The sequence below is a fragment of the Altererythrobacter litoralis genome, from assembly GCF_036324225.1.
Lineage (GTDB): Bacteria > Pseudomonadota > Alphaproteobacteria > Sphingomonadales > Sphingomonadaceae > Erythrobacter > Erythrobacter litoralis_A.
The window spans coordinates 84,254-110,221 of sequence record NZ_JAZDQV010000005.1; the positions used below are offsets into that span (position 1 = coordinate 84,254).

Annotated in this window: 27 protein-coding genes and 1 pseudogene; 13 read left to right on the plus strand and 15 right to left on the minus strand. The window is 63.4% G+C overall.

All coding sequences use genetic code 11. The annotated features are described in order from the left end of the window. Positions 1-4: 4 nt before the first annotated feature. On the minus strand, positions 5-1,258 hold the full coding sequence (locus VRS74_RS06665; protein WP_354144470.1) for a threonine ammonia-lyase: 1,254 nt from the start codon (positions 1,256-1,258) through the stop codon (positions 5-7). Between the two features lie 106 nt (positions 1,259-1,364). On the opposite strand from VRS74_RS06665, the gene VRS74_RS06670 reads away from it, so the two are divergent. The 3 genes from VRS74_RS06670 (at position 1,365) to VRS74_RS06680 (ending at position 4,408) form a co-directional block, all read left to right on the plus strand. Further along, positions 1,365-2,267, plus strand: a complete 903-nt coding sequence (locus tag VRS74_RS06670; protein WP_354144471.1) for an NAD(P)-dependent oxidoreductase — start codon at positions 1,365-1,367, stop codon at positions 2,265-2,267. Further along, positions 2,264-3,925, plus strand: coding sequence for an amidohydrolase (locus tag VRS74_RS06675; protein WP_354144472.1), 1,662 nt, complete (start codon positions 2,264-2,266; stop codon positions 3,923-3,925). Before VRS74_RS06670 ends, VRS74_RS06675 begins: the two co-directional genes overlap by 4 nt. Before the next feature lie 267 nt (positions 3,926-4,192). Further along, positions 4,193-4,408, plus strand: a complete 216-nt coding sequence (locus tag VRS74_RS06680) for a hypothetical protein (RefSeq protein WP_354144473.1) — start codon at positions 4,193-4,195, stop codon at positions 4,406-4,408. Between the two features lie 105 nt (positions 4,409-4,513). Here VRS74_RS06680 and tatC read toward each other — a convergent pair whose 3' ends face one another. The 9 genes from tatC to VRS74_RS06725 all read right to left on the minus strand — a co-directional run bounded on the left by tatC (position 4,514) and on the right by VRS74_RS06725 (position 11,819). Continuing rightward, positions 4,514-5,335: a twin-arginine translocase subunit TatC gene (gene tatC, locus VRS74_RS06685; protein WP_354144474.1), complete on the minus strand. Its 822-nt coding sequence runs from the start codon at positions 5,333-5,335 to the stop codon at positions 4,514-4,516. 9 nt (positions 5,336-5,344) lie between these two features. Further along, a complete protein-coding gene (gene tatB, locus VRS74_RS06690; RefSeq protein ID WP_354144475.1) occupies positions 5,345-5,728 on the minus strand; it encodes a Sec-independent protein translocase protein TatB in 384 nt (127 codons plus the stop codon). A gap of 28 nt (positions 5,729-5,756) precedes the next feature. Next, entirely contained in the window at positions 5,757-6,008 is a 252-nt protein-coding gene (gene tatA, locus VRS74_RS06695; protein WP_354144476.1) for a twin-arginine translocase TatA/TatE family subunit, read from the minus strand. Positions 6,009-6,068: 60 nt separating this feature from the next. Beyond that, positions 6,069-6,647 carry an SMC-Scp complex subunit ScpB gene (gene scpB / locus VRS74_RS06700; RefSeq protein ID WP_435521384.1) on the minus strand — a complete coding sequence of 193 codons (579 nt, stop codon included), beginning with the start codon at positions 6,645-6,647 and terminating at the stop codon, positions 6,069-6,071. Between the two features lie 65 nt (positions 6,648-6,712). Next, complete coding sequence (locus VRS74_RS06705; protein ID WP_354144478.1) at positions 6,713-7,525, minus strand: segregation and condensation protein A; 813 nt, start codon at positions 7,523-7,525, stop codon at positions 6,713-6,715. After that, entirely contained in the window at positions 7,522-8,541 is a 1,020-nt protein-coding gene (gene nagZ, locus VRS74_RS06710) for a beta-N-acetylhexosaminidase (RefSeq protein WP_354144479.1), read from the minus strand. The genes VRS74_RS06705 and nagZ overlap by 4 nt, the downstream gene beginning before the upstream one ends. A gap of 107 nt (positions 8,542-8,648) precedes the next feature. Further along, entirely contained in the window at positions 8,649-9,356 is a 708-nt protein-coding gene (locus VRS74_RS06715; protein WP_354144573.1) for an SPOR domain-containing protein, read from the minus strand. A gap of 2 nt (positions 9,357-9,358) precedes the next feature. Continuing rightward, positions 9,359-11,104, minus strand: coding sequence for an arginine--tRNA ligase (gene argS / locus VRS74_RS06720; RefSeq protein ID WP_354144480.1), 1,746 nt, complete (start codon positions 11,102-11,104; stop codon positions 9,359-9,361). A 64-nt stretch (positions 11,105-11,168) separates the two neighbouring features. Further along, positions 11,169-11,819, minus strand: coding sequence for a hypothetical protein (locus VRS74_RS06725; protein WP_354144574.1), 651 nt, complete (start codon positions 11,817-11,819; stop codon positions 11,169-11,171). Positions 11,820-11,943: 124 nt separating this feature from the next. Between VRS74_RS06725 and ispH the strand changes: the two genes are divergently transcribed. The 3 genes from ispH to rnhA are packed head-to-tail and all read left to right on the plus strand — an operon-like array spanning position 11,944 to position 14,379. Next, positions 11,944-12,918, plus strand: coding sequence for a 4-hydroxy-3-methylbut-2-enyl diphosphate reductase (gene ispH / locus VRS74_RS06730; protein WP_354144481.1), 975 nt, complete (start codon positions 11,944-11,946; stop codon positions 12,916-12,918). Positions 12,919-12,931: 13 nt separating this feature from the next. Continuing rightward, positions 12,932-13,915, plus strand: coding sequence for a homoserine kinase (gene thrB / locus VRS74_RS06735; RefSeq protein ID WP_354144482.1), 984 nt, complete (start codon positions 12,932-12,934; stop codon positions 13,913-13,915). A 17-nt stretch (positions 13,916-13,932) separates the two neighbouring features. After that, complete coding sequence (gene rnhA / locus VRS74_RS06740; protein ID WP_354144483.1) at positions 13,933-14,379, plus strand: ribonuclease HI; 447 nt, start codon at positions 13,933-13,935, stop codon at positions 14,377-14,379. 123 nt (positions 14,380-14,502) lie between these two features. Here rnhA and VRS74_RS06745 read toward each other — a convergent pair. From VRS74_RS06745 to VRS74_RS06755, 3 genes and pseudogenes are all read right to left on the minus strand, one after another. Then, positions 14,503-14,616 (minus strand): annotated as a pseudogene (locus tag VRS74_RS06745) (YegP family protein); the annotation flags it as partial. A gap of 112 nt (positions 14,617-14,728) precedes the next feature. Beyond that, positions 14,729-15,787 carry an NAD(P)/FAD-dependent oxidoreductase gene (locus VRS74_RS06750; protein ID WP_435521385.1) on the minus strand — a complete coding sequence of 353 codons (1,059 nt, stop codon included), beginning with the start codon at positions 15,785-15,787 and terminating at the stop codon, positions 14,729-14,731. Between the two features lie 35 nt (positions 15,788-15,822). Continuing rightward, the gene (locus VRS74_RS06755; protein WP_354144485.1) at positions 15,823-16,788 is read right to left on the minus strand and encodes an alpha/beta fold hydrolase; all 966 of its coding nucleotides are present in this window, start codon (positions 16,786-16,788) and stop codon (positions 15,823-15,825) included. 89 nt (positions 16,789-16,877) lie between these two features. Here VRS74_RS06755 and VRS74_RS06760 point away from each other — a divergent pair, with 89 nt between their 5' ends. The 7 genes from VRS74_RS06760 (at position 16,878) to VRS74_RS06790 (ending at position 24,223) form a co-directional block, all read left to right on the plus strand. Then, positions 16,878-17,369, plus strand: a complete 492-nt coding sequence (locus VRS74_RS06760; protein ID WP_354144486.1) for an A24 family peptidase — start codon at positions 16,878-16,880, stop codon at positions 17,367-17,369. 85 nt (positions 17,370-17,454) lie between these two features. After that, the gene (gene cpaB / locus VRS74_RS06765) at positions 17,455-18,543 is read left to right on the plus strand and encodes a Flp pilus assembly protein CpaB (protein WP_354144487.1); all 1,089 of its coding nucleotides are present in this window, start codon (positions 17,455-17,457) and stop codon (positions 18,541-18,543) included. 77 nt (positions 18,544-18,620) lie between these two features. After that, positions 18,621-20,165, plus strand: coding sequence for a type II and III secretion system protein family protein (locus tag VRS74_RS06770; protein WP_354144488.1), 1,545 nt, complete (start codon positions 18,621-18,623; stop codon positions 20,163-20,165). An 18-nt stretch (positions 20,166-20,183) separates the two neighbouring features. Continuing rightward, complete coding sequence (locus VRS74_RS06775) at positions 20,184-20,840, plus strand: CpaD family pilus assembly protein (RefSeq protein WP_354144489.1); 657 nt, start codon at positions 20,184-20,186, stop codon at positions 20,838-20,840. Between the two features lie 3 nt (positions 20,841-20,843). Then, complete coding sequence (locus VRS74_RS06780) at positions 20,844-22,130, plus strand: pilus assembly protein CpaE (RefSeq protein ID WP_354144490.1); 1,287 nt, start codon at positions 20,844-20,846, stop codon at positions 22,128-22,130. A 93-nt stretch (positions 22,131-22,223) separates the two neighbouring features. Further along, positions 22,224-23,195, plus strand: coding sequence for a type II secretion system F family protein (locus VRS74_RS06785; RefSeq protein WP_354144491.1), 972 nt, complete (start codon positions 22,224-22,226; stop codon positions 23,193-23,195). 17 nt (positions 23,196-23,212) lie between these two features. Continuing rightward, positions 23,213-24,223, plus strand: coding sequence for a type II secretion system F family protein (locus tag VRS74_RS06790; RefSeq protein WP_354144492.1), 1,011 nt, complete (start codon positions 23,213-23,215; stop codon positions 24,221-24,223). An 87-nt stretch (positions 24,224-24,310) separates the two neighbouring features. Here VRS74_RS06790 and VRS74_RS06795 read toward each other — a convergent pair whose 3' ends face one another. Next, the gene (locus tag VRS74_RS06795) at positions 24,311-24,781 is read right to left on the minus strand and encodes a MarR family winged helix-turn-helix transcriptional regulator (RefSeq protein ID WP_354144493.1); all 471 of its coding nucleotides are present in this window, start codon (positions 24,779-24,781) and stop codon (positions 24,311-24,313) included. 52 nt (positions 24,782-24,833) lie between these two features. Beyond that, positions 24,834-25,703, minus strand: a complete 870-nt coding sequence (locus tag VRS74_RS06800) for a crotonase/enoyl-CoA hydratase family protein (protein WP_354144494.1) — start codon at positions 25,701-25,703, stop codon at positions 24,834-24,836. Positions 25,704-25,968 lie beyond the last annotated feature (265 nt).

Genomic DNA, 25,968 nt, shown 5'->3' on the forward strand with positions numbered 1-25,968 from the left:
TAGGTCAGTTGAGCTCGACCAGGTCGACCAAATAGCCCTTGGAGCGCAGCGCCTTAACCAGCGCATCGACCTGTTTGCGGTCGCGCGCTTCGCATTCGATGTCCGTGATCAGGCCCTTGGCCGGCAATGAGGTGAAGATCCGCTGGTGGTAGATCTCGATGATATTGACGTTGTGCTCGTTGAACTCGCGCATCACCTTGAACAGCGCGCCGGGCCGATCCTGCAGCGTGATCCGCAGCCGCGCGAGGCGCCCCTGGCGCGCAAGGTCGCGCAGCAAAACATTGGCGAGCAGGCGCGTGTCGATATTGCCGCCGCACAGGACCAGCCCGACCTTCTTGCCCGCAAAACGTTCGGGATTCTCGAGCACCGCCGCAAGCCCGGCCGCACCGGCGCCTTCAACCACGGTTTTTTCGATCTGCAACAGCAGCGAGACGGCCGTTTCCAGCGCCTTCTCATCCACCAGCAGGATATCGTCGACCAGGCTGGCGATGATGCGCGAAGTGAATTCGCCCGGAGCCTTCACCGCAATGCCTTCGGCCAGAGTATCGCCGCCGCAATCCATCTCCTTGCCCTTGATCCGGGCATACATCGACGGGAACAGCTCGGCCTGCACGCCGACCATCTCGATCGCGGGATTGATCGCATCGGCAACGGTGGCGATGCCGGAAATCAGGCCGCCGCCACCGATCGGTACGACGATACAGTCGAGATCGGGCACATCCTCGAGCATTTCGAGCCCGACGGTGCCTTGCCCGGCCGCGACCAGCGGATCGTCGAACGGATGGATGAAAGTGAGGCCGCGCTCCTTCTCGAGCTGCCGCGCATAGGCGTAAGCATCGTCATAGGTTTCGCCTTCGAGCACGACATTGCCGCCCACGCTTTCGGTCTGCATCACCTTTACCGTGGGTGTCGTCCGCGGCATCACGATGGTGACCGGCACGCCCAGCCGCGTTCCGTGATAGCTCAGCCCCTGGCTGTGATTGCCGGCTGAAGCCGCGATGACGCCGCGCCGCTTCTGCTCCTCGCTCAAGTGCAGCAGCGCATTGAGCGCACCGCGTTCCTTATAGGCGGCAGTGAACTGCAAATTCTCGAACTTGAGCCAGATCTCGCAACCGGCGATCTGCGACAGGGTGATCGAACGCATCATCGGAGTGCGCACCACGGCACCCTTGATCCGCGCGGCGGCGGCGCGAACGTCTTCGATCGTCAGCGCATCGCGCGCTGCATCGTCACTGGCAAAGGCCGGCTTGGTCGTCATGGCGCGGGGCATAGGCAGTTGGGGTGGCAAGGGCAACGCCAATGAATCTTGATGCGCCGATAAAAGCGGTTGCAGTCGGCCCAATTGGCATTACCCCGCCATTCTCATGAGCAGCCAAACCAAAATCGCCTTTATCGGCCTCGGCGTGATGGGCGCACCCATGGCGCGCCACCTCGCCGCCGCCCGTCATTCGGTAACTGCATACAACCGCACCCCCGCGCGCGCGAAAGCATGGCAGCAGGCCTGCGCCGATCTGGGGCTAGAAGTGGCGACCGCGCCCAGCCCGGCAGAAGCATCGCGCGATGCGGAGATCGTGTTCACCTGCGTCGGCAATGAGGAGGACCTGGCCGAAGTTGTGCTGGGATCGCAGGGCACGCTCGATGCGATGGCGCCGGGCTCGCTGCTGGTCGATCACACCACCGTATCGGCCGACATGGCACGCCGGATCGATGCGGCAGCCAAAGGGCGCGGGATCGCCGCGATCGACGCCCCTGTCTCGGGCGGGCAGGCCGGTGCCGAGAACGGCGCGCTCGCGATCATGTGCGGCGGCACCGCCGAAGCGATGGCCCGCGCCACCCCGGTGATGGCCTGCTATGCCGCGCGGATCGTGCATGTCGGTGCGGCGGGTGCCGGACAGACCGCGAAAATGGCGAACCAGATGTGCATCGCAGGAGTGCTGGGCGGGCTTTCCGAAGCCATCCGGCTGGCCAGCGCCGCCGGGCTGGATATGGACAAGACTTTCGAAGCGATCTCTGGCGGCGCGGCACGCAGCTGGCAGATGGAGAACCGCTGGCACACCATGGTGCAGGACAAGTTCGATTTCGGCTTTGCGATCGACTGGATGCGCAAGGACCTCGACTATGCGCTTGCAGAATCGCGGCGCCTAGGCCTGTCTTCGCCCATCACTGCGCTGGTCGATCAATTCTATGCAGAAGTGCAGGCGAACGGCGGCGGCAGGCTCGACACGAGCGCGCTGATCTCCCGCCTGCCCAAAGGAGATGACAAATGATCCGTAGCCTGGCTTCCATGGCCGCAGTCGTAACGGCAAGCATGCTGGCCGTGCCCGCATCGGCGGACACGCTGGTCGACAATGTCCAGGGCGTCACGATCGACGAAGCCGGCAAGGTGGCGCGGTTCGATGCGCTGGTCATCGCTGACGATGGCCGCGTCCGTGCGCTGTTCCGCCAAGGCGACGATCGGCCCGAAGGCATCGAATATCGCGTCGACGGCAAGGGCCGCGTGATGCTGCCCGGCATGATCGATTCGCATGTGCATGTGATGGGCATCGGCTTTGGCCAGCTCACGCTCGATCTCTCGAACACCAATTCGCTGGAAGAAGCGCTGGCGGCGATCGCGCGCTTTGCGGAGGAAAATCCGGGCCGCCCCTGGATCCTCGGACGCGGCTGGAACCAGGAGAAATGGGGCCTCCGGCGTTTTCCGACCGCGGCCGAACTCGACGCCATCGTTGCTGACCGGCCGGTGTGGCTGAGCCGGGTCGACGGACATGCCAGCTGGGCGAACAGCCTGGCGATGGAGCGCGCGGGGATCACAGCGGCAACGCAGGACCCGTCGGGCGGCCGCATCATCCGCAAGGCCGGCTCTCGCGAACCGGCCGGCGTGTTCGTCGATGCCGCCGAAACGCTCGTCAACGCGGTAGTGCCTGCTCCGCGCCCGGCTGATCGCGACGTCGCCTTGCGCAAGGCGCAGGACCTGCTGCTCGCAAACGGGATCACCGCAGTCGCCGACATGGGCACTTCGATCGAGGACTGGCAGACTTTCCGCCGCGCGGGCGACAATGGCACGCTCAAAATGCGGATCATGGCCTATGCCGACAGCGCACAGTCGATGGAGATCATCGGCGGACCGGGACCGACCCCGTGGCTTTACGATGACCGCCTGCGGCTCAACGGGATCAAGCTCTATCTCGATGGCGCGCTGGGCTCACGCGGCGCGACCTTGAAGCAACCCTATCATGACGAGCCGACACACAAGGGCCTCCCGCTTCTTTCCCCGGCGCAGCTGCGCAATTTGATGAGCCGGGCGGCGATGGACAACTTCCAGGTCGCGATCCACGCGATTGGCGATGCCGCCAATTCGGAAGTGCTGAACGCGGTCGAGGAACTGAGTTTGTCCTATTCGGGCGACCGGCGCTGGCGGATCGAACATGCCCAGATCGTCGATCCGGCCGATATCGCGCTGTTCGGCCATCATGGCATCATTGCGTCAATGCAGCCGCTCCACCAGACGAGCGACCGGCTTATGGCGGAAGCCCGGCTCGGCCCCGAACGGCTGGACGGCGCCTATGCCTGGCACAGCATTGCCGAAGCCGGTGCCCCGCTGGCATTCGGATCGGACGCGCCGGTCGAGCCAGCGGATGCCTTTGCGGGCTTCGCAGCGGCCATCAGCCGGACCGATGCGAAAGGCGAACCCTTCGGCGGCTGGTTGCCACAGGAAAGCGTCACGCGTGAAGCAGCGCTTGCCGCCTTCACTTCGGGGGGAGCCTATGCCGGATTTGCTGAAGGCCGGTTCGGCCGATTGCTGCCGGGTGAGCGCGCCGACTTCATCCTGGTCGACCGCGACCCATTCTTGTCTTCGCCACAAGACATTCGTTCAACGACGATTTTTGAGACCTGGGTGAATGGTGAGCGAATTCACGTTGCAAAATGACTTGGCCGCTGCATGGATCAAGTCTTCAGTGCCATGAAATTTAATTGGAATTAAGGTCTGATTCGTCATCAGGTACCGTGCGTTCGGTTCGAAAGCAGGTGTAGGACTGAAAGCGCGGCATTATTGCAACAGCTTGAACAAAGACTTTCAATTCAGCGATGTTTTCGAACAGTCTGACGATTTCATGGGGGCTTTTTGTCCTTGTCAAAGTGACGAGGCTTCCGTAGTTCGATCGCAAATGAAGACAAAGCCGATAGCAGACCCTTCATGAAGATCCGTACTATCGCAGCAGCAGCAGCTGCGGTCGTCTCGCTCGCTACTGCCCCGGCAATCGCCGAGGTTTCGTATGCTCGAGCCTCGGCTCCCGTCGAAGGCGAAAGTGAAATCGGTGGCGGCATGCTGGTTGCCGCTCTTGTGCTTGCAGGGATCATCGCCGGCATCGTGATCGCGGCTGGCGACGACAACAAGCCGGTCAGCCCGTAACAGGGTTCACGTCCGAATAAGAAAGCGGGGTCCAATCGGGCCCCGTTTTTTATGCGCGAAAGGCAACGCTCCTTTCATCTCCATCCGAAAGCGGGGCTGGATCTGCTATTGCGGCGTCGAGGTATTTCCCGAGCTTGAGGGCTCTGGCACCGACGGATTCTCGCCTTCATCCTCACTCTTCCTTTCCTGCAAACGCATCAGCAGCAGAGATCCTTCAAAGAGCAGCAGAAGCGGAATTGCCAATATAACCTGCGAGCCGGGATCGGGCGGAGTGACGACAGCGGCCAGAGCCACAATGCCGACGATCACATAGCGGCGCGCGCCGGCCAGCTGCGCGCGGGTCACGATCCCGGCGCGGTTGAGCAGCAGCAGGAGCACGGGCAGCAGGAAGCTGATCCCGAAGGCCAGGATGAACTGCATCACCAAGCCGAGGTAATCGCCGGCAGAAGGCAGCGCCTCAATCTGGAGCCCGCCAGCCTCTCCCCCAAAGCCGAGGAACCATTCGAAGGCGGTCGGCATCACCACGTAATAGGCCAATGCCGCGCCCGCGATGAACAGGATCGGCGTTGCGATCAGGAACGGCAGGAAGGCCTTCTTCTCCTTCGCGTAGAGCCCCGGCGCAACGAAGGCCCAAAGCTGGTTTGCGATCACCGGGAAGCTGACGAAAAAGCCCGCGAACAGCGCCACCTTCAGCTCGACGAAGAATACTTCATAGAGCTTGGTGAAGATCAGCTGCCCTGTCCCTTCCGGGAAGGCATCCTTCAGCGGCTGGATAAGGAAGCCAAGGATCGGATCGGCGTAATAGAGGCAGATCGCGAAGCCGACCGCCAGCGCCAGCACGCAGCGGACAAGGCGCGCGCGTAGCTCGATCAAATGATCGAGCAGCGGCGCTTCGGTCTCGTCAATGTCGCGGATCTTGAGTGCCATTGCGCGATCTCAATCCCGCTTTTCCGGCGAACCGAGCGGCAATTGCGGCTCGGCAGCGGGAGCGGGCAGGTCATCCTCGGTCGGGAATGTCGGTGCAGCCGCTTCGGCCGATACTGCAGGCGGCCCAGTCATCTCATGCGCCGGATCTGCTTCACCTTCGCCCGAACGCGCCATGATCGCTTCGTTCTGGGCCTTCCACTTCTTTTCCATTTCCTCGAGTTCGGCCTCGCGGATCATGGCGTCGATACCGGAGCGGAAATGGGTCGAGACGCGGCGAATCTTGCCGATCCATCGGCCCGCCGTGCGCATCGCAAGCGGCATATCCTTCGGGCCGATCACGAGGATCGCCACGATCAATATGACCAGCAGTTCGCTTGCGCCGATATCGAACATTGGTGTGCGACGCCGCCTCTCGCGTCAGTTAGTTGGAGCCATCGCTCCGCTCGGCAGGCGCGCGATCCTGCTCGCTCTCGGCGGCCGGGCGCGCGTCGCGTGCGGATGCTTCGATCTGTCCGGCAGGCTTTGAAGCGCTGTCGGCTTCGTCATTCATGCCTTGCTTGAAGCTTTTGATCCCCTTGCCGAAATCGCCCATCATTTCCGAGATGCGCCCGCGCCCGAACAGCACAAGGATGACGATCGCAATGATGATAAGTTGCCAGGGGCCAAGACTCATGGGTTGTCTCTCAAGTTAGGAACTGCACCCAATATAGGTTGCACAGTCAGCCAGCGCCAGTCAGGCTGGCTCTTCGGCCGAAAAATCGTCGGTTTCCTCGTCGCCATCGGGCTCCGAAGCTTCGTCGACCTCATCGTTTTCGCCCTGGAACGCCTCGAACGCCTCGTCGACCGGATCGAGCAGTCCCGCAGCACGCAATTCGTCGATGCCCGGCAGGTCGCGCCGACTCGAAAGGCCGAAATGGTCGAGGAACTCGGGCGTGGTTGCATAGATCACCGGCCGACCCGGCACTTCGCGCCGCCCGGCGAGCTTGATCCAGCCCGCCTCCATCAGCACGTCGAGCGTGCCCTTGGCGGTCTGCAACCCGCGTATCGATTCGATTTCCGCCCGGCTGACGGGTTCGTGATAGGCGATGATTGCGAGCACTTCGGTGGCTGCGCGGCTCAACCGGCGGACCTGTTCGCGCTCCCGCCGCAAGAGATGCGCCAGATCGGGCGCGGTTTCGAAATGCCAGCGCTTGCCGCGTTCGACCAGCCGGATGCCGCGCCGCGAGTAGTGCCCCTGCAACTCGTCGAGCGCCTGACGGACCACCGCGTTCTCCAGCCCACCGAGATGCCCAGCCAGCGCTTCCACGCTCATCGGTTCCTCCGCAGCGAACAAGGTCGCTTCCAGCGCGCGCACAGTTTCGTCGGGTACTTCCCCCGTCACTGCACGATCCTCCGGACACGCATCGAGCCGAATATCTCTTCCTGCGCGATCTCGGCCTTGCCGAGCCGCGCAAGTTCAAGCGCAGCCACGAAGCTGGAAGCTAGCGCCGACTTGCGCAGGCGCGGCTCGGCATGCGGCGGCAGGAAGTCTCGCAAATCCATCCAGTCGAGCGTCACGCCCAGCATGGCCGAAACCCGGTCGAGCGCGCTGTCGAGCGTCATCACCGGGCGATCCATCACGTGATAGATGCGCGGCGCCGTGCGCGCCTTGACCTGCCCATAGGCCTGGATCAGCGCGAAGCTGTCGCATTTCCACTGGGTCTTGCGGTCGATCCGCAGGCCTTCGGGCGCACCGCGCAGGAAGATGTCGCGCCCCAGCCGATCGCGCGCCATCAGCCGCGCCGCCGCCTCGCGCATCGCGCCAAGCCGCTGCAGCCGCAATTGCAGGCGCAGCGCCAGTTCCTCGGGGCTTGGATCCTCCTGCTCTTCCTTGGGCAAAAGCAGTGCCGACTTGAGATAGGCCAGCCACGCCGCCATCACGAGGTAATCGGCCGCCAGTTCGAGCCGCAAGGCCTCGGCGCGTTCTATGTAGCCGAGATATTGGTCGACCAGAGCCAGGATCGAGATCTGCCGCAAATCGACCTTCTGCCGCCGCGCAAGATCGAGCAGGAGGTCGAGCGGGCCCTCCCAGCCGTCGAGCTCGAGATAGAGCGCCGAATCGTCCTGTGCGGGTGCCGCCGCCGGGCTGTCCCACGCGTCCGCGCTTCCATCGGCCACCGGGGCATCGAACAGCAAGCCGTCCTCGTTCATGCCGCCGCCCCCACAAGTTCGAGCAGCGCATCGCGCTTGGCGAGCAGTTCCGCCGCCTCGGCATACTCGTCGCGCAGCATGGTGGGCGCCAGCGCACGCTCGAGCCGTTCGGCGGTGACCGCGTCCATCGCGGGCAGGATTTCGGCGATCGCCGCCATATCGGGCAGCTTGGCCCAGCAGTTGAGCACGATATCGCAACCTGCGGCATGCGCCTGTGCCGCGCGCTCGGGCACGCTGCCCTCGAGCGCTTCCATGTCGATATCGTCGGTCAGCAACAGGCCGTCGAAACCGATCCTGCCGCGAATGATCTCGCGAATGACGATGGGCGAAAGTGTAGCCGGGCGGTCGGCATCCCAAGCAGTGAAGCGGATATGTGCGGTCATCCCGATCGGGGCATGGTTGAGCGCGCGGAAAGGCGCGATATCCACCGCGAGTTCTTCTTCGCTCGCTTCGACAACCGGCAGTTCGTGATGGCTGTCACAAGTCGCGCGCCCATGGCCCGGCATGTGCTTGAGGCACCCCGTAACCCCGCCGCGCGCCAGCCCGTCCAGCACCGCACGACCGAGCGCGGCCACCTGCATCGGATCGCTGCCCATCGAACGGTCGCCGATCACACTGTCGGTTTCGGGGCGGCGCACATCGAGCGGAGCGCCGAAATCGACGCTGATGCCCATCGCCGCGAGTTCAAGCGCCATCGCATGGGCATTGGCACGGGCAGCCTCAATCGCGCTTGCCGGGGCGATCCGGTAAAGCCGGTCGAAAGCTTCACCGGCGGGATAGGCGGCCCAATGCGGCGGCTTGAGCCGCGCCACGCGCCCGCCTTCCTGGTCGATCGAGACAAGCAGGCGCTCACGCCCATGGATTGACCGGAGATCGTCTGTAAGGCGACGCAGCTGCACCGGATCGGCGCAATTGCGCGCGAACAGGATATAGCCCGCCGGATCGGCCTCCTTGAAGAAGGCGCGCTCGTCGGCGGTCAGCTCAGCCCCGGCAATCCCGAAAATAGCAGGCGTCATGGCAAAAAGAGTCGCAGCAAAGCCCAAAAACGGCAAGTTCGGACATGGTTAGCGCGGGGGAAAACGGCGCGTTTCCACGCCATTCCGGCGCATTTGCGGACTGTGGCTCAGCGTTTGACCTGGCAGGCCAAGCCATCCGCCTTGAGCGCTTCGCAAAGCGCGCGTGCGGTGGCGGCATCCGAAGCGACCGCCTGAAGGCGATAGACGGTGCCAATATCCGCCTGCCCCTTCACCACGCGGTGGCTCACGCCGGAGAGCACATCGGTCTGCCGAAGTAGCGTGGCCCAGCCCGCTTCAGCCGCAGCGCGCGTGCCATAGGCGCCAACCTGAACGCCCACGCCCGCCTGCTCAACCGGAGTTTCTTCGCTGCTGCGCGTCGCGATCGAAGGGCGCGGCGCCGCTCCCGCGGTGGGCGTCGTGACGGGCACAGGCTGCGGCATGGGCCGCTCGGCCAGCTGGCCCTCGCGCATGATGCCTTCGCCGACCGCAGGTGCGACATTGCCCGTTCCGGCGAATTCCTTGCCGCCGGCATCCTCGGGCCGTTCCTTATAGGGGCCAGCCGGAGCCTTGATCGTGCTGCCATCGGCCAGAATCTGCTCGCCCGAGGCATTGTTGGAATACCACCACACCCCTCCGATCGCGGCCGCGAGGATAATCAGCAATATGGCAGCGAAGCCCACGATCCGGGCGGTATCGACCGCACCTTCGTCAGGATCGTATTCGTCCGATTCCAGCCACGGCAGGCTGTCGTCGCCGCTCAGCGCCAGTTCGGCGTTTCCGCTACTGTCCCGATATCCCTCGCCCGGCGAGACCATGGTCACATCTCCTCGACGGCTTCGACCCCCAGGATCCGTAAGCCGTTGCGGACAACTTGCCCTAACTGTTCGGCGAGGAAAAGCCTTGCACCGGTCAGTGCCGCATTTTCCGCGACGATAAAGCGCTTGTCCGGCCGATCGTTGCCGAGGTTCCAATAGGCGTGGAACGCCCCGGCGAGGTCATAGAGATAAAAGGCGATGCGGTGCGGCTCGCGCGCCTTGGCGGCGGCCTCCACTTCGCGCGGGAACTGCGCGGCCTGCTTGATCAGCTCCAGTTCTTCCGCACCCAGCAGGTCGATCGCATCGCCCGAAGGTGCGAAGCCCTCGGCTGCCGCCTTGCGCATGGTCGAACGGATCCGTGCATGGGCATATTGCACGTAGAACACCGGGTTTTCCTTCGACGCTTCGACGACCTTGTCGAAATCGAAGTCCATCTGGGCTTCGGGCTTGCGGGTGAGCATGGTGAAACGCACCACATCCTTGCCCACCATGTCGACGACGTCCGCCAGCGTCACGAAATTGCCCGCGCGCTTCGACATCTTGAACGGCTGGCCGCCCTTCATCAGCTGGACCATCTGCACCAGCTTCACATCGAAGGGGATCGGCTTGCCTTGGCCTTCGCTCAGCGCGGCGACCGCGGCCTTGATCCGCTTGACCGTGCCGGCATGGTCGGCGCCCCAGATATCGATCAGCTCGTCCGCCGCCTTGGCCTTTTCCATGTGATAGGCAAGGTCGGCGCCGAAATAGGTCCAGCTTCCGTCGGATTTCCTGATCGGGCGATCCTGATCGTCGCCGAATTTGGTCGAGCGGAACAGGGGCAGTTCGACCGGCTCCCAATCCTCGGGCGTCTTGCCCTTGGGAGCTTCGAGGATGCCGTCATAGACAAGGTCATGCTCGCGCAGCCAGGCTTCGGCGGCGTCGGGCTTGCCCGCGCCGTGCAGTGCCGCCTCTGATGAGAACAGGTCGTGATGGATGCCGAGCAGCGCCAGATCGCGCTTGATCAGCTCCATCATCTGCTCGACCGCTTCAGCACGGAAGATCGGCAGCCATTCCTCTTCGGGAACGTCGCGGAACCGGTCGCCCAACTCGCCCGCAAGATATTCGCCGGCCGGAATGAGATAGTCGCCCGGATAAAGCCCTTCGGGGATCTCGCCGATCTCTTCGCCCAGCGCTTCGCGGTAGCGCAAATGGGCCGAGCGCGCGAGCACGTCGACCTGGCCGCCGGCATCGTTGATGTAGTATTCGCGGGTGACTTCATTGCCGACGAATTCGAGCAATGCGGCCAGAGCGTCGCCCACCACCGCGCCGCGGCAATGGCCCATATGCATCGGGCCGGTCGGGTTCGCCGAAACATATTCGACATTAACCCGGCGGCCTGCGCCCATCTGCGAACGGCCGAAATCGCTGCCCAGCGTTGCGATGGCGGAAAGCTCCGCCAGCCACACGGCGGGATCGAGCCGAAGATTGATAAAGCCGGGACCGGCGATCTCGGCGCTTGCAACCGAAGGATCGGCGGCAAGCTTCGCGACGATGGCTTCAGCCAGCACGCGCGGGTTGAGCCCGGCGGGCTTGGCCAGGACCATGGCCGCATTGGTGGCGAGGTCGCCATGGCTGGAATCGCGCGGCGGCTCCACCGCGACGTTCTGGCGCGAAGTACCGGCGGGCAGCACGCCTTCGGCTTCGAGCGAGGACAGCGCCGCGTCGATCTTGGCGGCAAAAAGCTTATAGATGGTTGGGCTATCGGACATGGCTCGTGCGCCTAGCCGAATTGCGCAGAATCGCAAGCATGGCGGGGCCAGAGGCCCCTTACCGTCATCGCGTGGCGTTGTAGGCGAGCTGGTCCTGCGTCAGCTGGAAGCCGATCAGGAGTTCGAAACTCGCGCGCTGCACTGCCGCGCGCACCTGCGGGTCGGCCAGCGGATCAAGCGCCGCATCGGGATCGCCCGGGCGGCGGCGGCGAGTAATCCGCTCGCGAATTTCCGCAGGAAGCGTCGCTTCGGCGCGGTCGACGAAGGCGCCTGCCTGTGCAGAGGCACTTGCACGCTCCTCGCCATCGGCGAAGGTCAGCGTGACCTTGCCGACACGCTTGGTCACCACTGCGCTGCCGCCGCGCAGCACTGAAGAGAAGTAAGGCAGCTGCACCATACGTGCGCCGTGGACGTCGGTACGACGGGCAAGCACATCGAATGTAGCGTTGGTATAAACCCGCTCGCCCGTTTCATCGCAGGTGTAGCGAAGGTTGGTGATTGCAGCGACCACATCGATATTGTCGGCAGTTTGCTCCCCCGCACCGCGGAACAGAGTGATATCGCCAGTATAGTCGGGGATCCCCACGGCGGGGCAGGAAGACAGCACGGCAGTGATGCCGACACCCTGTTCGACAACCAGTTCGCCTTCCTTGGCACAGCCAGCCAGGGCAATGGCAAGAGCGACAGTGGAAACGATACGGCTGCGACGGGTCATCAAATGGCAATCCTCACTGCGGCCCTTCCGGGCCATGGTCCTTTTCGCGGGGCCAAACACCCCTCGCGGCAATTGCGTTGTCACGCCCTAGCGGCGCGCGCTGCAAAGCGCTAGAGGGCCAGACATGAACGCTCCATTTCACGCATCGGAAACCGGGGACAAGCTCCCCGCGCTCAAATTGCTGGTTGCCGCGCCGCGCGGTTTTTGCGCGGGTGTCGATCGCGCAATCGAGATCGTGGAGCGGGCGCTCGAACGCTATGGCGAGCCGGTCTACGTCCGGCATGAGATCGTCCATAACAAATACGTGGTCGATGCACTGAAGGCCAAGGGCGCGATCTTCGTCGAGGAACTCGATGAAGTGCCCGGCGACGCGCCGGTGGTGTTCAGCGCGCATGGCGTGCCCAAATCGGTTCCCGCCGAAGCGGAGCGCCGCAAGATGCTCTATCTCGACGCTACCTGCCCGCTCGTCAGCAAGGTCCATCGCCAGGCCGAACGCCAGATCGAAAAGGGCCGTCACATCATCTTCATCGGCCATGCCGGACACCCCGAAGTGATCGGCACGATGGGCCAGGTCGAGCCCGGCCAGATGACGCTGGTCGAAACGGTCGAAGATGTCGCGAAGCTGGAGGTGCCTGAAGGAAGCGAACTTTCATTCCTGACGCAAACCACGCTCTCGGTCGACGATACAGCCGAGATCATTGCGGCCCTGGAAGCGCGCTTTCCGCATATCGTGGGCCCCAAGGCCAAGGACATTTGCTACGCCACCTCCAACCGGCAGGCAGCAGTCAAGAAGATCGCGCCGGCGAGCGACCTGGTGCTGGTTATCGGCGCGCCCAACAGCTCGAACTCGCTGCGACTGGTCGAAGTGGCCGAGCGGCTCGGCACCACCGCTTACCTGATCCAGCGCGCTGAAGAGATCGACCCGGCGTGGCTGGAGGGAGTCGGCACCATCGGCCTCACCGCCGGTGCGTCCGCCCCGGAAACGCTGGTACGTGAAGTGGTCGCCAAGCTTTCGGAATGGCGCTCCGTTGAGGAAGAGACATTCACTGCGGTCGAAGAGAAAATGGTGTTCAAGCTGCCGCGCCAGCTGGTGGAATAAAGGCGCGGCACCGATGGCGGTCTATACGCACCTTGCCGCCGAGCGGCTGGCCGAACTGATCGACGCCTATGACGTCGGCTCGCTGGTGTCCGCCAAAGGCATCGCCGAAGGCGTGTCGAACAGCAACTGGCTGATCGAAACGACGGGAAGCGACGGGCAAGGCGCGCGCTTCATCCTCACCATGTACGAACGGCGGATCGAAACGTCCGACCTGCCCTTCTTCCTGGGATTGCTCGATCACCTCGCCGCACACGGCTGCCCGGTGCCTCGCACGATCCACGATCGCGATGGCGCGCTTTGGCGGACCATCGACGGCAAGGCGGTAGCTCTGATCGAATACCTCCCCGGGGTCTCGATCGACCATCCCACTCCGGCGCAAGCTCGCTCGGTCGGGCAAGCATTGGCCCGTATCCACCACGCCGTGGCGGACTTTCCGCAGTCGCGCACGCAGACGCTCGGGCTGGCGGGATGGGATCGGACCATCAATGATTGCGGCGCTGAAGCATTGGCCACGATCGATCCCGAGCTGCCCGATCTCGCCTTTGGCGAGTTGTCATGGCTGGCGGGACATTGGCCGGGCGGCCTGCCGCATGGCGTGGTGCATTGCGACCTGTTCCCCGACAACGTGCTGATGCTGGGCGACAAGGTCAGCGGGCTGATCGACTTCTATTTCGCCGCGAGCGATTTCTTCGCTTACGATCTGGCGGTGACCCATGCAGCATGGTGCTTCGAGCGTGGCGGTGCAACCTTCCGTACAGACGTCTCGGAGGCCCTGCTCGCAGGCTATCAGGCGGAGCGCCCGCTGAGCTCAGTCGAACGCGACGCGCTCCCCGTCCTCGCGCGCGGCGCCTGCATGCGCTTCATTTCTAGCCGCGCCGACGACTGGCTCAATACGCCCGCCGACGCACTGGTCACGCGCAAGGACCCGATGGATTTCGCGCGACGCCTGCAATTCTACGCCGCACATGGCGACGAACTGTTTGCGCAGGGCGCTTGAGGCGGCAGGCGCGTTAGATGAAACAGGTCGAAATCTTCACCGACGGCGCTTGCAAGGGCAATCCCGGCCCCGGAGGCTGGGGGGCAATGCTGCGGATGGGGCGCCACGAGAAGGAACTGTCCGGCGGCGAAGCGGTGACCACAAACAACCGCATGGAACTGACCGCTGTTATCAAGGCGCTGGGCACGCTGACCGAGCCGTGCAGGATCGATCTCTACTCCGACAGCAAATATGTCGTCGATGGAATCACGAAATGGGTCGAGGGCTGGCAAAGGCGCGGCTGGAAAACTGCGGCGAAGCAGCCGGTGCTCAACGAAGACCTCTGGCGCGAGCTGATCGACGCCGCGTCACGCCACAAGATTTCCTGGCATTGGGTCAAGGCGCACAACGGCCATATCGAGAACGAGCGCGTCGACCGGCTCGCCAGCGACGAGGCCGACAAGCGCAACGGCAGGGGCGCCTAGCCCACGCGAACAACGCGCCCTATCAAAGCGCCAATTCTGAAAGGTGAGGCTGGCTCAGCCGGTGGTCGTGTCGACGACTTCCGCGTTCGGCCCGTTCTTGAGCACCGATTCGATGGCGTTCTACGCGCTAGCCTTCGAGCTGTAGCCTTCGGTCCACCAGATCGTCTCCGAATTGTAGACGAAATAGGACACGAATTCGCCCTTCTTGTTCTTACGAATTTCGAAGCGGTGAGCCATGCAATATCTCCTTCGACGGGTGTTGCGGATGGGCCCAGCCTAATAGCCCCCAAGCAAAAAGCCATTGCTCGCGGCCAGCTGTCACAATCAGGCGGCGTGATCCGCCTTCGCCTTATCGAAATCTTGCTGGCGAATATGCGTCGGCATCAAGCGCCTGCGTCATTGCGTCGCGCTCTCGCCCCAGCAATAGCTGCGCCCCCAGCCGCGCAGCCGCGGGAGCTGTCTGGATGCCGTAGCCGCCCTGCCCGGCAAACCAGAAGAATTCGGGACACAAGGGATCCCTGCCATATACAGGCAGGCGATCGGGCGCGAAGCTGCGCAGCCCCGCCCATTTGCGCTCAAGCCCTCGCACCTGCCAATTGGTAGTGTGTTCAAGCCGGTCGATCGCGATTGCGACGTCAAGCTCCTCGGGCGCGGCATCGACGGCAGGTGACGGCGTTTCGTCGTGCGGGCTTAACCAAAGCCGCCCGCTCTCGGGCTTGAAATAGAACTCCCCCGCAATGTCGAGGCACAGCGGCAAGTCGTCGGGCGGCGGCGGATCGACCCGCAATTGCACGACGGTGCGGCGATAGGGTGTGATCCCCAGCGGCTGAACGCCGGCCATTCGCGCGATCTCGTCAGCCCAAGCACCCGCCGCATTCACCAGCGTGCCAGCCGAGAACCCTCGACCGTCAGCCAGCGTGACTTCCCACTTGCCCTGCTTGCGCGAGATAGCAGCCACCTGAGCCCGGCATTGCGGAACGATTCCAGCGGCCTTGGCCATCGCAAGGTAATGCGCATGGAGCCCGGCCACATCGATATCGGCGCAGCGCGGTTGCCAGATCGCGCGATCCCATTCTTCCTTTAGCCCTGGTACTATCGCGTCGAGTTCGTCGCGTCCGATCCGCTCGAAAAACGCGCCGCTGCTTGCGAAATCGGCGAAGAATTTTCCGATCAACGCCTCATACTGCTCGCGCGCGAGATAGAGCGCTCCGCGATCGCTGAGGAATCCCTGCTCTTGCAGGTAGGCCCCCGATGCGAGCGTGAGCGGAACGATTGCCGGCCCGCCATAGCATTCCTCCCAGAAGGCCGCCGATCTGCCGGTGGCGTGATAGCCGGGCATGTCCTCGGCCTCGAGCAGGAGCACGCTGGCAGCATCGCCAATTTCGGCGGCAATGCTGGCGCCCGCCATCCCGGCGCCGATGATCGCAATATCGAAGTGTTGGTTCACTTCTGCGGCGCCACCCGGTCGAGGAATTCGGCAATGGCAGCCATCGCCCTGTCACGCACGGGATCGACTTCACGCAGGATCTCGTGATCCGCCTCGTCGCCGAACCGTACGAGCGTGGCATTGGGCAGGCGCTGCGCCGCCGCTTCGATCGCTTTCATCGAGATCAGCTTGTCGTTCGACGTACCCAGCAAGAGTACAGGCGTGGTCACGCTTTCCAGTTTGCCGGGCGCGAAGATGCCGCGCATCGAATCATAGGCCTGTTCGACCCAGCCCCAGCTGCCCGGCCCCATCACCAGCTCTGGCCTGTGTTCACGCCACCACAATTCATCGCCATAGCGCTGGTCGTCATGAGTCAGCAGCGCCTGGCGCGAAGCGGGCACTTCGCCCGGCTTCTCGCTCCATTTCCAGGCCGGACGGCGGCGGTCGCCAATGGCGCACATCAGCCGCGCGGCAAGCTGCCCCACTGCGGGCGGGAGCGGCCCCACGAAACCGAGCATGGGGGCGGAGAGCACCAGCGCATCGGGATCGACCTTGCGCTCTTCCAGCGCACGCAGCGCCAGATGCCCGCCCATCGAATGGCCGGCGAGAATGTGCGGCCCCGGGGTCGAAGCCTTCCATTGCGGCCAGAAGGCGGCCAGGTCCGCCACCCAGTCGCCAAAATCGCCAATGTGTCCGGTAACCGGATCATTGCCCAAGCGCCCTGAGCCAGCCTGCCCGCGCCAGTCCGAAGCGGTGACCCGCCAGCCCGCGCGATGCCATTCTTCCAGCGTCTCGAGATATTTTTCGTAATGGTCGCCGCGCCCCGGAAAGAACAGGATAGAACCGCGTACCGGTCGCCCTTCGCCACCGCCGGACCAGTCGATCCGGCGTATCAGAAAGCCGTCAGGCGCGGCCCATGTGCTCTCGGTTGCATCGGCTGGAATTGCTCGCCGATCGATCGGTTTGGAGGCCGCTGCGTCCATGTGGCTAATTTCATCCCCTCAGGCTTGGTTACTTTTTGGTAAGTGATACCCTTTAGCTCTGGCCTCCTAGGGGAACCACTGGGGGCTTCATGCTGGGCGAATATCTCCACTACGGATTGCTGGTTGGATTGGCAATTGCGCTGCTTTTCGCGGCGTTCACCGACCTGCGCCGCCGCCAGATCGACAATTGGCTCAATGCCGGCATCGCGCTGGCCGCGCCTTTGTTCTGGTGGGCCGGCGGCCTTTCACTGTGGCCTGGCGTGGCGATGCAACTGGGGGTGGCGCTGGCTGCCTTTTCGGTGCTCGCCGGATTGTTCGCGCTCAAGATGATGGGCGGCGGGGATGTGAAACTTCTTACTGGCCTGGCGCTGTGGATCGAGCCGAGCTGGTTCCTGAAACTGTTGATCGTGATGGCGCTCGCAGGCGGCATCCTGACCATCCTCGTCGGTGCCTGGCATGTCATGCGCCGCCAGCGTGATCGCATCGCCGTTCCTTATGGCGTCGCAATCGCTGCGGGCGGCCTGTGGGTGCTCGGCACGCAATATATTCCAAGGGCCGGCGAAGCGGCCGGATTGGGATGAACCTGATTTTAACCAGTCTGCGAATAGACGGATGAACCATTCCCGCCCGCAAGCGATCGGGCCGAACTAGGGGGCTAGAATAGCCATGGATAGGAAGAAGCTGGTTTTGCTGCTTGGAGCGCTGGTCATCGCGATCGGCACCGCATTGGCAGCACGGAGCATGTTTGCCGGCAGCGCGGCACCCGAAGTGGTGGCAGCACCGGTTCCTGAAGGACCCAAGGTTCTGGTGGCGCAGCGCGCGCTGCCGACCGGCACGATCATCACTGCGGATGCGATCAGCTTCCAGCAGTGGCCTGAAGAGCTGGTCAAGGACGCCTACTTCATCGATGGCGAAGCCGCCATCAACAAGCTCCTCGGCACTGTGGTGCGCCACCCGATCACGGCTGGTGAGCCGGTGACTCAGGGTTCGCTGGTGAGCCCGGGCGACCGTGGCTTCCTGGCTGCGGCGCTCGGCCCCGGCATGCGCGCTGTGACCGTTCCGGTTTCGGCCAAGACGGGCGTTGCAGGCTTTGTCTTCCCGGGCGACCGCGTCGACCTCGTCCTGACCCAGACGGTCAAGGGTGACGAGGGCCAGGACCTCAAGGCTGCCGAAACGGTGATGCGCAACCTGCGCGTGCTCGCGACCGACCAGTCGACAGAGCAGACCACCGGCGAAGACGGCAAGACCATCGTCCGCGCATTCCGCACCGTCACGCTCGAAGTGACGCCGAAGATCGCAGAAAAGGTTGCCGTGGCGCAGACCATCGGCACGCTCAGCCTCGCGCTGCGCTCGATCGCGGACAACCAGATCGAACTCGAACGCGCAATCGCTTCGGGTGACGTCGTGATCCCCGACAATGCGACGCCCGAGCAGGAGGAAGAGCTGATCCGCACTGCGATGAGCCGTCCGAATGACCGCAACTCGAGCTACAGCACCGGTGGCGATGTGTCGCGCTTCCAGCGTCGTTCGATGCCGCCGATGAACAGCTTGGCGCCCCGCTCGGCTTCGAGCGATGGCAGCACGACCTCTTATGTCGCGACCAATTCCGGCCCGGTCGTTCGCGTGACCCGCGGCAAGCAGACCACGGCTGTGCCGGTGAGCGGCGGCTCGAACGCCCTGCTCAACCAGCAGGCGCGCGGTGTGAGCGATGCCGGCCGTACCGTGCCGGTCGCCGGCTCGTTGCTGATCAACTGAGGGGACGGACAATGACGAGCACATTCGAAGCCATCAACGCCGTCCCGGCAAATCGCATCCAACCGAGGGGCAAGACCATGAAACGCCGCCTGACCGCCAAAATGCTGCTTGCGAGCCTGGCCATCGCGCCGCTGGCAAGCGTGCCGATGACCACTGCCACCGCGCAGTCGGTGTCCAGCCCTGCCAGCGACATCGTGATCTCGATCGGTCGCGGCGAACTGGTCACCATCCCCGGTGCAATGGCCGATGTGTTCATCGCCAATGACGCTGTGGCAGATGTGCAGGTGAAATCGCAGCGCCAGCTCTATGTGTTCGGCAAGGCCGGTGGCGAAACCACCATCTATGCCAGCAACTCGCGCGGCGACGTGATCTGGTCCGCCAATGTCCGTGTCGGCTCGAACATCGACAGCATCGACCAGATGCTGGCGCTGGCGATGCCCGAAGCGAAGATCGGCGTTGCGACTATGGGAACCAACACCATCCTGCTGACCGGCACTGTGGCGGCCCCGGAAGACGCCGCTGAAGCCGAACGCCTGGTTCAGGCCTTTGTCGGCGACGGCACCAATGTGATCAGCCGCCTCAAGATGGCGACTCCGCTGCAGGTGAACCTTCAGGTGCGCTTTGCGGAAGTCAGCCGCTCGCTGGTTCGCACGATCGGCGCCAATTTGCTCACGGTCGACCAGACCGGCGGCTTCAAGTTCGGTGTCACGAACGGCCGGGCATTTTCGCCGCAGTACACGCCCGGCAGCCCCGGCGGCCTGGGCGTCGGCCTGACCGCTGGCCCCGCCGGCAGCTCGCTTGTGACGGGTGCTTCGGGTTCGACCACGATCGGTGCATTCGGCAAGCTGCTCGGCCTCGATATCGGCGCTGCGCTCGACCTCGCGGAACGCGATGGCCTGGTGACCACGCTATCGCAGCCGAACCTGACGGCTTTGTCGGGCGAAACCGCCGAATTCCTAGCCGGCGGCGAGTTCCCGATCCCGATCAGCCAGGGTCTGGGTTCGACTTCGATCGAATATCGTAAATATGGGGTTAGCCTCGCCTATACACCAACCGTGCTGGCCAACGGCCGGATTTCGATCCGTGTGCGTCCGGAAGTTTCCGAACTTTCGAGCCAGGGCGCGGTCATGATCGACGAATTCCAGATCCCGGCTCTGACGACCCGGCGTGCGGAAACGACGGTCGAGCTCGGCTCGGGCCAAAGCTTCATGATTGCCGGCCTGATGAGCAACAATGCGCAGACGACGATCGACAAGGCGCCTGGCGCGGGTGACATCCCGATCCTGGGCAATCTGTTCCGCTCGCGTTCGTTCCGCCGCGGCGAAACCGAACTGGTGATCGTGGTGACGCCGTATCTGGTGAAGCCGGTCAACGCCAGCGACATCAAGCTGCCGACCGACGGCTTCCGCGCACCCAGCGAGTTTGACCAGCTTATCGGCTATCGCGAGAACGATGGCCAGAGCGGTGCAGTTCGCCCCGGCGCCACGGCGGTCGACAAGGAAGTTCCGCCACCGAGCGTTGGCGGGGTTACCCCCGACGCACTCGCGCCGCGCCAGTCGAAAGACGAAGAACGCAACAAGGATCGCCGCGCTGAAGCCGCGACTCCTGGTTTCAGCCTCTAATCGGGAAAGGTGAGAACGATGCCCTTTGCAAAACACAGCAAGCTGGCCAAGGCGCCCGCAGTCGCCCTCGCGCTCTCGCTCGGCCTCACGCTGAGTGCCTGCGGTGGCATGCCCACGAACAAGAGCCTGTATAGCGTCAAGCAGCCGGTGGTTGAACGCACCAGCTTCACCTTCGACGTGAAGACCAGCGAAAGCGGGCTGACCATTTCGGAACAGCAGCGCCTTGAAGGTTGGTTCGACGCAATGGAGCTTGGCTATGGCGACCGCGTTTCGATCGACGATCCGCTCGCCAGCGAAGCGACCCGCGGAGCGGTAGCCGATCTGGCCGGACGCCGCGGCATCCTGGTCGAATCCGGTGCGCCGGTGACTTCGGGCTCGATGCTGCCGGGCCATGCCCGTGTTGTGCTGACCCGTTCAACCGCTTCGGTCCCGGGTTGCCCGGACTGGTCGGCCAAGTCGGACATGAACTACAATAATGCGACCAGCCCCGGCTATGGCTGTGCAACCAACAGCAATCTCGCTGCAATGGTCGCCAATCCGCAGGATCTGCTCGAAGGCCAGCGTGGCACGGGTGAAACCGTGATCATGAGCTCTTCGAAGGCGATCAATTCCTATCGAGAGCAGGCTCCGACCGGAACCAAAGGCCTCGCCGAAACCGAAATCGGAGGTAAGTAAGCCATGAACGCGCCCTGGAAATCCGGCATGGCCGGAAACCGCGACCCCTTCGCCGCCTATATCTGCGACGATGCCGCGCTGGACGTTCTGCGCCCGGTGGTCATCGAACTGGGTTGGCAGCCGGAAAAGTGCAACAAGGGTGGCCTGCGCAACGCCGTGCAGTCGCTCAGTGTCAGCGCGAGCCCGAACATCCTGCTGGTCGACTTGTCGGAGAGCGGCGATCCGCTCAACGACATCAACGGCCTCGCGGAGGTTTGCGAGCCCGGTACGGTCGTGATCGCGATCGGCCAGGTCAATGACGTGCGCCTCTATCGCGACCTGCTCGCGAGCGGGATCCACGATTACCTGCTGAAGCCGCTTTCGGCCGGCCAGCTGCGCGACGCGCTGAACCAGGCACAGGCCGTGTTCACCGCACCGCGCAACCAGGACGGCGACGGGGTCAAGCATCACATCTCGACCGCGATCATCGGCACGCGTGGTGGCGTTGGCGCTTCAACGCTGGCGACCTCGCTTGCGTGGATTTTCAGCGAAGACCACAAGTCACCGACCGCGCTGCTCGACCTCGACGTGCACTTCGGCACCGGGGCGCTGACGCTCGATCTGGAGCCGGGCCGCGGCCTGACCGATGCGATCGACAACCCGAGCCGCATCGACGGCCTGTTCATCGAACGCGCCATGATCCGCGCCAACGACAATCTGTCGATCCTTTCGGCAGAGGCGCCGATCAATTCGCCGCTGATGACCGACGGCGCCGCCTTCGTCCAGCTGGAGGAGGAATTCCGCCAGGCGTTCGAAATGACCGTGGTCGATCTTCCGCGCAACATGCTGATAAACTTCCCGCATGTGCTGTCGGACGTGAACCTGGTGATCCTGATGGCGGAAATGACGCTCGCTTCGGCGCGCGACACCATCCGCATTCTTTCCTGGCTCAAGACCAACGCTGCGCACGCGCATTCGCTGGTCATCGCCAACAAGGTACAATCGGGCATCGCCGAGATCAGCAAGGCCGATTTCGAGGCTTCGATCGAACGCCAAATCGATTTTTCGATTCCGTACGATGCCAAGGCGGCAGCGAATGCAGCCAAGCTCGGCCAGACCTTCGCTCAGGCCAACCGCTCGAGCAAGGCAAGCGCTGTGATCCGCCAGATCGGCGAACGCGTCATGGGCGCAAGCTCGGACGAGTTCAGCAAGAACGAAACCGGCAAGAAGTCTCTGCTTGGCAGCTTCGACCTGAAATCGCTGATGGCGAAGAAGGACAAGGCGCAGCCGACTCACGAGCCAGCCGAATAAGAGGGATTGGCGTGCTCATCCGTTATGTATGCATACCGGATAGGCACGCCCCCCTTCGCACGATGAAGTAAGAACGAAAGGCGGGACAATCGCATGGGCATGTTTCAGACCCTGTTGCTGAGCCTGGTGATGCTGGGATTGATGGTGAGCGGATATGCGCTCGCGACCGGCAGCGCCGTGTCCAAAGCCAGCAACCGCCGCTTGCAGGCGGTGCGTTACCGTCACTCGGAAAGCACCGACACCAAGGTCGAATCGCAACTCAAGAAGGCGATCGCAGCACGCAAGCCGAAGGTTCACCGTGTGGCAGGCGCCGGTTCGCGCGCCGAAGCGCTGGAAATGCGCCTGAAGCGGACCGGCAAGAAGTGGACCCTTTCGCAATATCTCTATGCGTCGCTCGGCCTGGCGCTAACGATCGCAGTGCTGATCTACCTGCGTTCGGGCGCTCTGCTGCTCTCGCTGGGTATCGGGATGGTCGTAGGCGCAGGCGTACCGCACATGGTGGTCAACTGGACCATCAACAAGCGCACCAATAACTTCGTCGCCAAATTTCCCGACGCGATCGAACTGCTCGTTCGCGGCCTGCGTTCGGGCCTGCCCGTCACTGAAACGCTGGTTGTGGTGGCTCAGGAAGTTCCTGGCCCGGTGGGCGAAGAATTCAAGGCGATCGTCGAGCGCATCAAGATCGGCCGCACCATGGAGGAATCGCTCCAGGAAACCGGCGCCCGGCTCGGCATTCCCGAATTCAACTTCTTCTGCATCACGCTCGCGATCCAGCGCGAAACCGGCGGCAACCTTGCCGAGACACTGTCGAACCTTTCGGACGTGCTCCGCAAGCGCTCGCAGATGAAGCTCAAGATCCGTGCGATGAGCTCGGAATCGAAAGTCTCGGCCTATATCGTCGGCGCACTGCCCTTTGTCGTCTTCGGCATGATCTGGTGGATCAACCCGGGCTATCTGAGCGGCTTCTTCAGCGATGACCGGCTCATCGTGACCGGATTGGGCGGCATGGTCTGGATGTCGATCGGCGGCTTCATCATGGCCAAGATGGTCAGCTTCGAAATCTGAGCGGGGAACAGGACATCATGTTTGGCACAAGCACTGGACCCAAGCTTCTCGGCTTCGACGTCATCATCGTCGGGACGATCCTGGCCGGCATAGCGGCGTTTGCGGTGATGATGGCGATCTACGCCGCGGTCACTGTGAAGGACCCAATGGCCAAGCGCGTCAAGTCGCTCAACGAGCGGCGTGAGGAGCTCAAGGCGGGGATCGTCACCTCGAACGCAAAGAAGCGTACGAGCCTGGTTCGCAAGAGCCAGACGACCGACAAGATGAAGCAGCAGCTGGAAGGCATGAAGGTCCTCCAGCAGAGCCAGATCGAAGCGATCCAGCAGAAGCTGGCTCATGCGGGTTTCCGCAACAAGGAACTTGCGATCCTGATCATTGGCTTGCGAATGGTGCTGCCGATCGTTTTGGGCCTCACCGCCTTCGTCCTGCTCTATGTTGTCGAGATCTATCCCGACTGGCAGATGAAGAAGGTCATGGCGCTCTCCGCCGCTGTCTTCTTCGGCTACAAGGGTCCCGAAATTTATCTCAAGAACATCGCGACCAAGCGCACCAACGAGATCCGCAAGGGCCTGCCTGACGCGCTCGACCTGCTGGTAATCTGCGCCGAGGCCGGTCTCACGGTCGACGCGGCGTTCAACCGCGTTGCCAAGGAACTGGGCCGCGCCTATCCCGAGCTGGGCGACGAGTTCGCGCTGACCGCGATCGAGCTGTCCTTCCTCAACGAACGCAAGAAGGCCTTCGACAATCTGGCCTATCGTGTCGACCTGGAATCGGTGCGCGGTGTGGTCACCACCATGATCCAGACCGAGCGCTACGGTACTCCGCTTGCTTCGGCGCTGCGCGTACTTTCGGCCGAATTCCGCAACGAGCGCATGATGCGCGCGGAAGAAAAGGCCGCTCGCCTGCCCGCGATCATGACTGTGCCGCTGATCCTGTTCATCCTGCCGGTGCTGTTCATCGTGATCCTTGGTCCGGCAGCCTGCTCGATCGCCGACGCTTTCGCCGGTGGCCCTCCAGGCTCCAAGTAACCGGGCGGCATCGAGCCGCCAACGCATACGGCCGCTCGTCCCAAGGGGGTATCAAGGGCGAGCTAGACGGAGCCGGCCCGCCATGCGTCAAGATCGCGTGGTGGGCCGCATCCTTTCCGCCTGGCGGAAAACCCTGCTGAGCAATTCGCGGAATTGCTCGCATTCGGCCTCACCCAATGTCGAGAAGATCTCCGCCTCGATTTCCCTTGCGAGCGGCATCACTTCGCCATGGATCGCCCGCCCCTCTGCCGTGAGTTCGAGCAGATGCGAGCGCCCGTCATCGGTGTTCGGCCGACGCGCGATCAGCCCGCGCTCCTCAAGCACCTTGCAGGCGCGATTGACCGCCACCTTGTCCATCAGCGTGGCGTCGGTGAGTGCGCGCTGGGTCACCGTCCCCGCATCGCCAAGCACCGCCATCACACGCCATTCGGGGATTTTGAGACCGAAGCGTGCGCGATAGCGCTCGGCGATCAGGCTGCTGACCGCGTTCGAAGTGACCGATAGCTGGTATGGCAGGAAATCTGCCAGCCGCCCGCCGGGTGTAACCTTTGCGTCCATCGATGCGGTTTCTAATGCAACCATCGGCGCTGGCAAGTGCGCCGCTCAGCGCTCAGCGATACTCGGCCTCGTCCCACCAGGGATAAAAGTCGGGCATATCCTGGCTGACCTTGCCGGGATAGGCCGGATTGCGCTTCTCGAGGAAGCTCGCGATCCCCTCCTTGGCATCCGCTCCGCGCGAGAGGCGATAGATCGCCCGGCTGTCGATCCGGTGCGCGTCCATCGGATGGTCGCCCGACGGCAACCGCCACATCATCGCGCGCGTCATCGCCACAGAAATAGCCGAAGTATTGTCCGCGATCTCGCGCGCAAGGCCGCGCGCCACGTCCATCAGCTCGGCTTGCGGATGCACCGAGCGCACCAGCCCGCCCGCCTTGGCTTCCGCCGCATCGAACACGCGCCCGGTGTAACACCATTCGAGCGCCTGGCTGATCCCCACAATCCGCGGCAGGAACCAGCTCGAGCATGCCTCGGGCACGATCCCGCGCCGCGCGAAGACGAAGCCATAGCGCGCATTGTCCGAAGCGAGGCGGATATCCATCGCCAGCTGCATCGTGATGCCAACCCCCACGGCAACGCCATTGCAGGCCGAAATCAATGGCTTGGTGCTGTCGAACAGGCGCAGCGTCAAGCGCCCTCCCCCGTCGCGCGCGCGCTCGTCCGAAAGGTCGTCGACCGGCGTCGGATCGGAGAAGACATGGCCGCCGCCTTCGGGCGTCAGGTCGGCGCCGGCGCAGAATGCGCGATCGCCCTGGCCGGTGAAGATGACCGCGCGCACATCGTCATCGGCGTCGATATCGTCCATCGCCGCGATGATCTCGTCCATCATGGTGCGCGTGAACGCGTTCATCTTCTCGGGGCGATTGAGCGTGATGGTGGCAATGCCATCGGCCTTGTCGACGAGGATCTGCGTATAGTTCATCTCAATCTCTCTCCCTGCCATGCCCCGCGATGCGACACATGCGACAATGTCCTGGAAAGGAAAATTCCGCCCGGATGCCTGCGCTTGCAAGCGGAAGCACATTGGCGCGAAATGGCGGGACGTGTCATCGGCAAAACCGATAGGGCATGTGCGGGCGAGTAGGAGAGCGGACTGGCCCGCGAAGACCCAATTGCGGATGTCGCCGGTCCTTCGGATTAGCGCTTGACCCTGACATTGTGTTAAGGTGCATATGCCCCATCGGCAA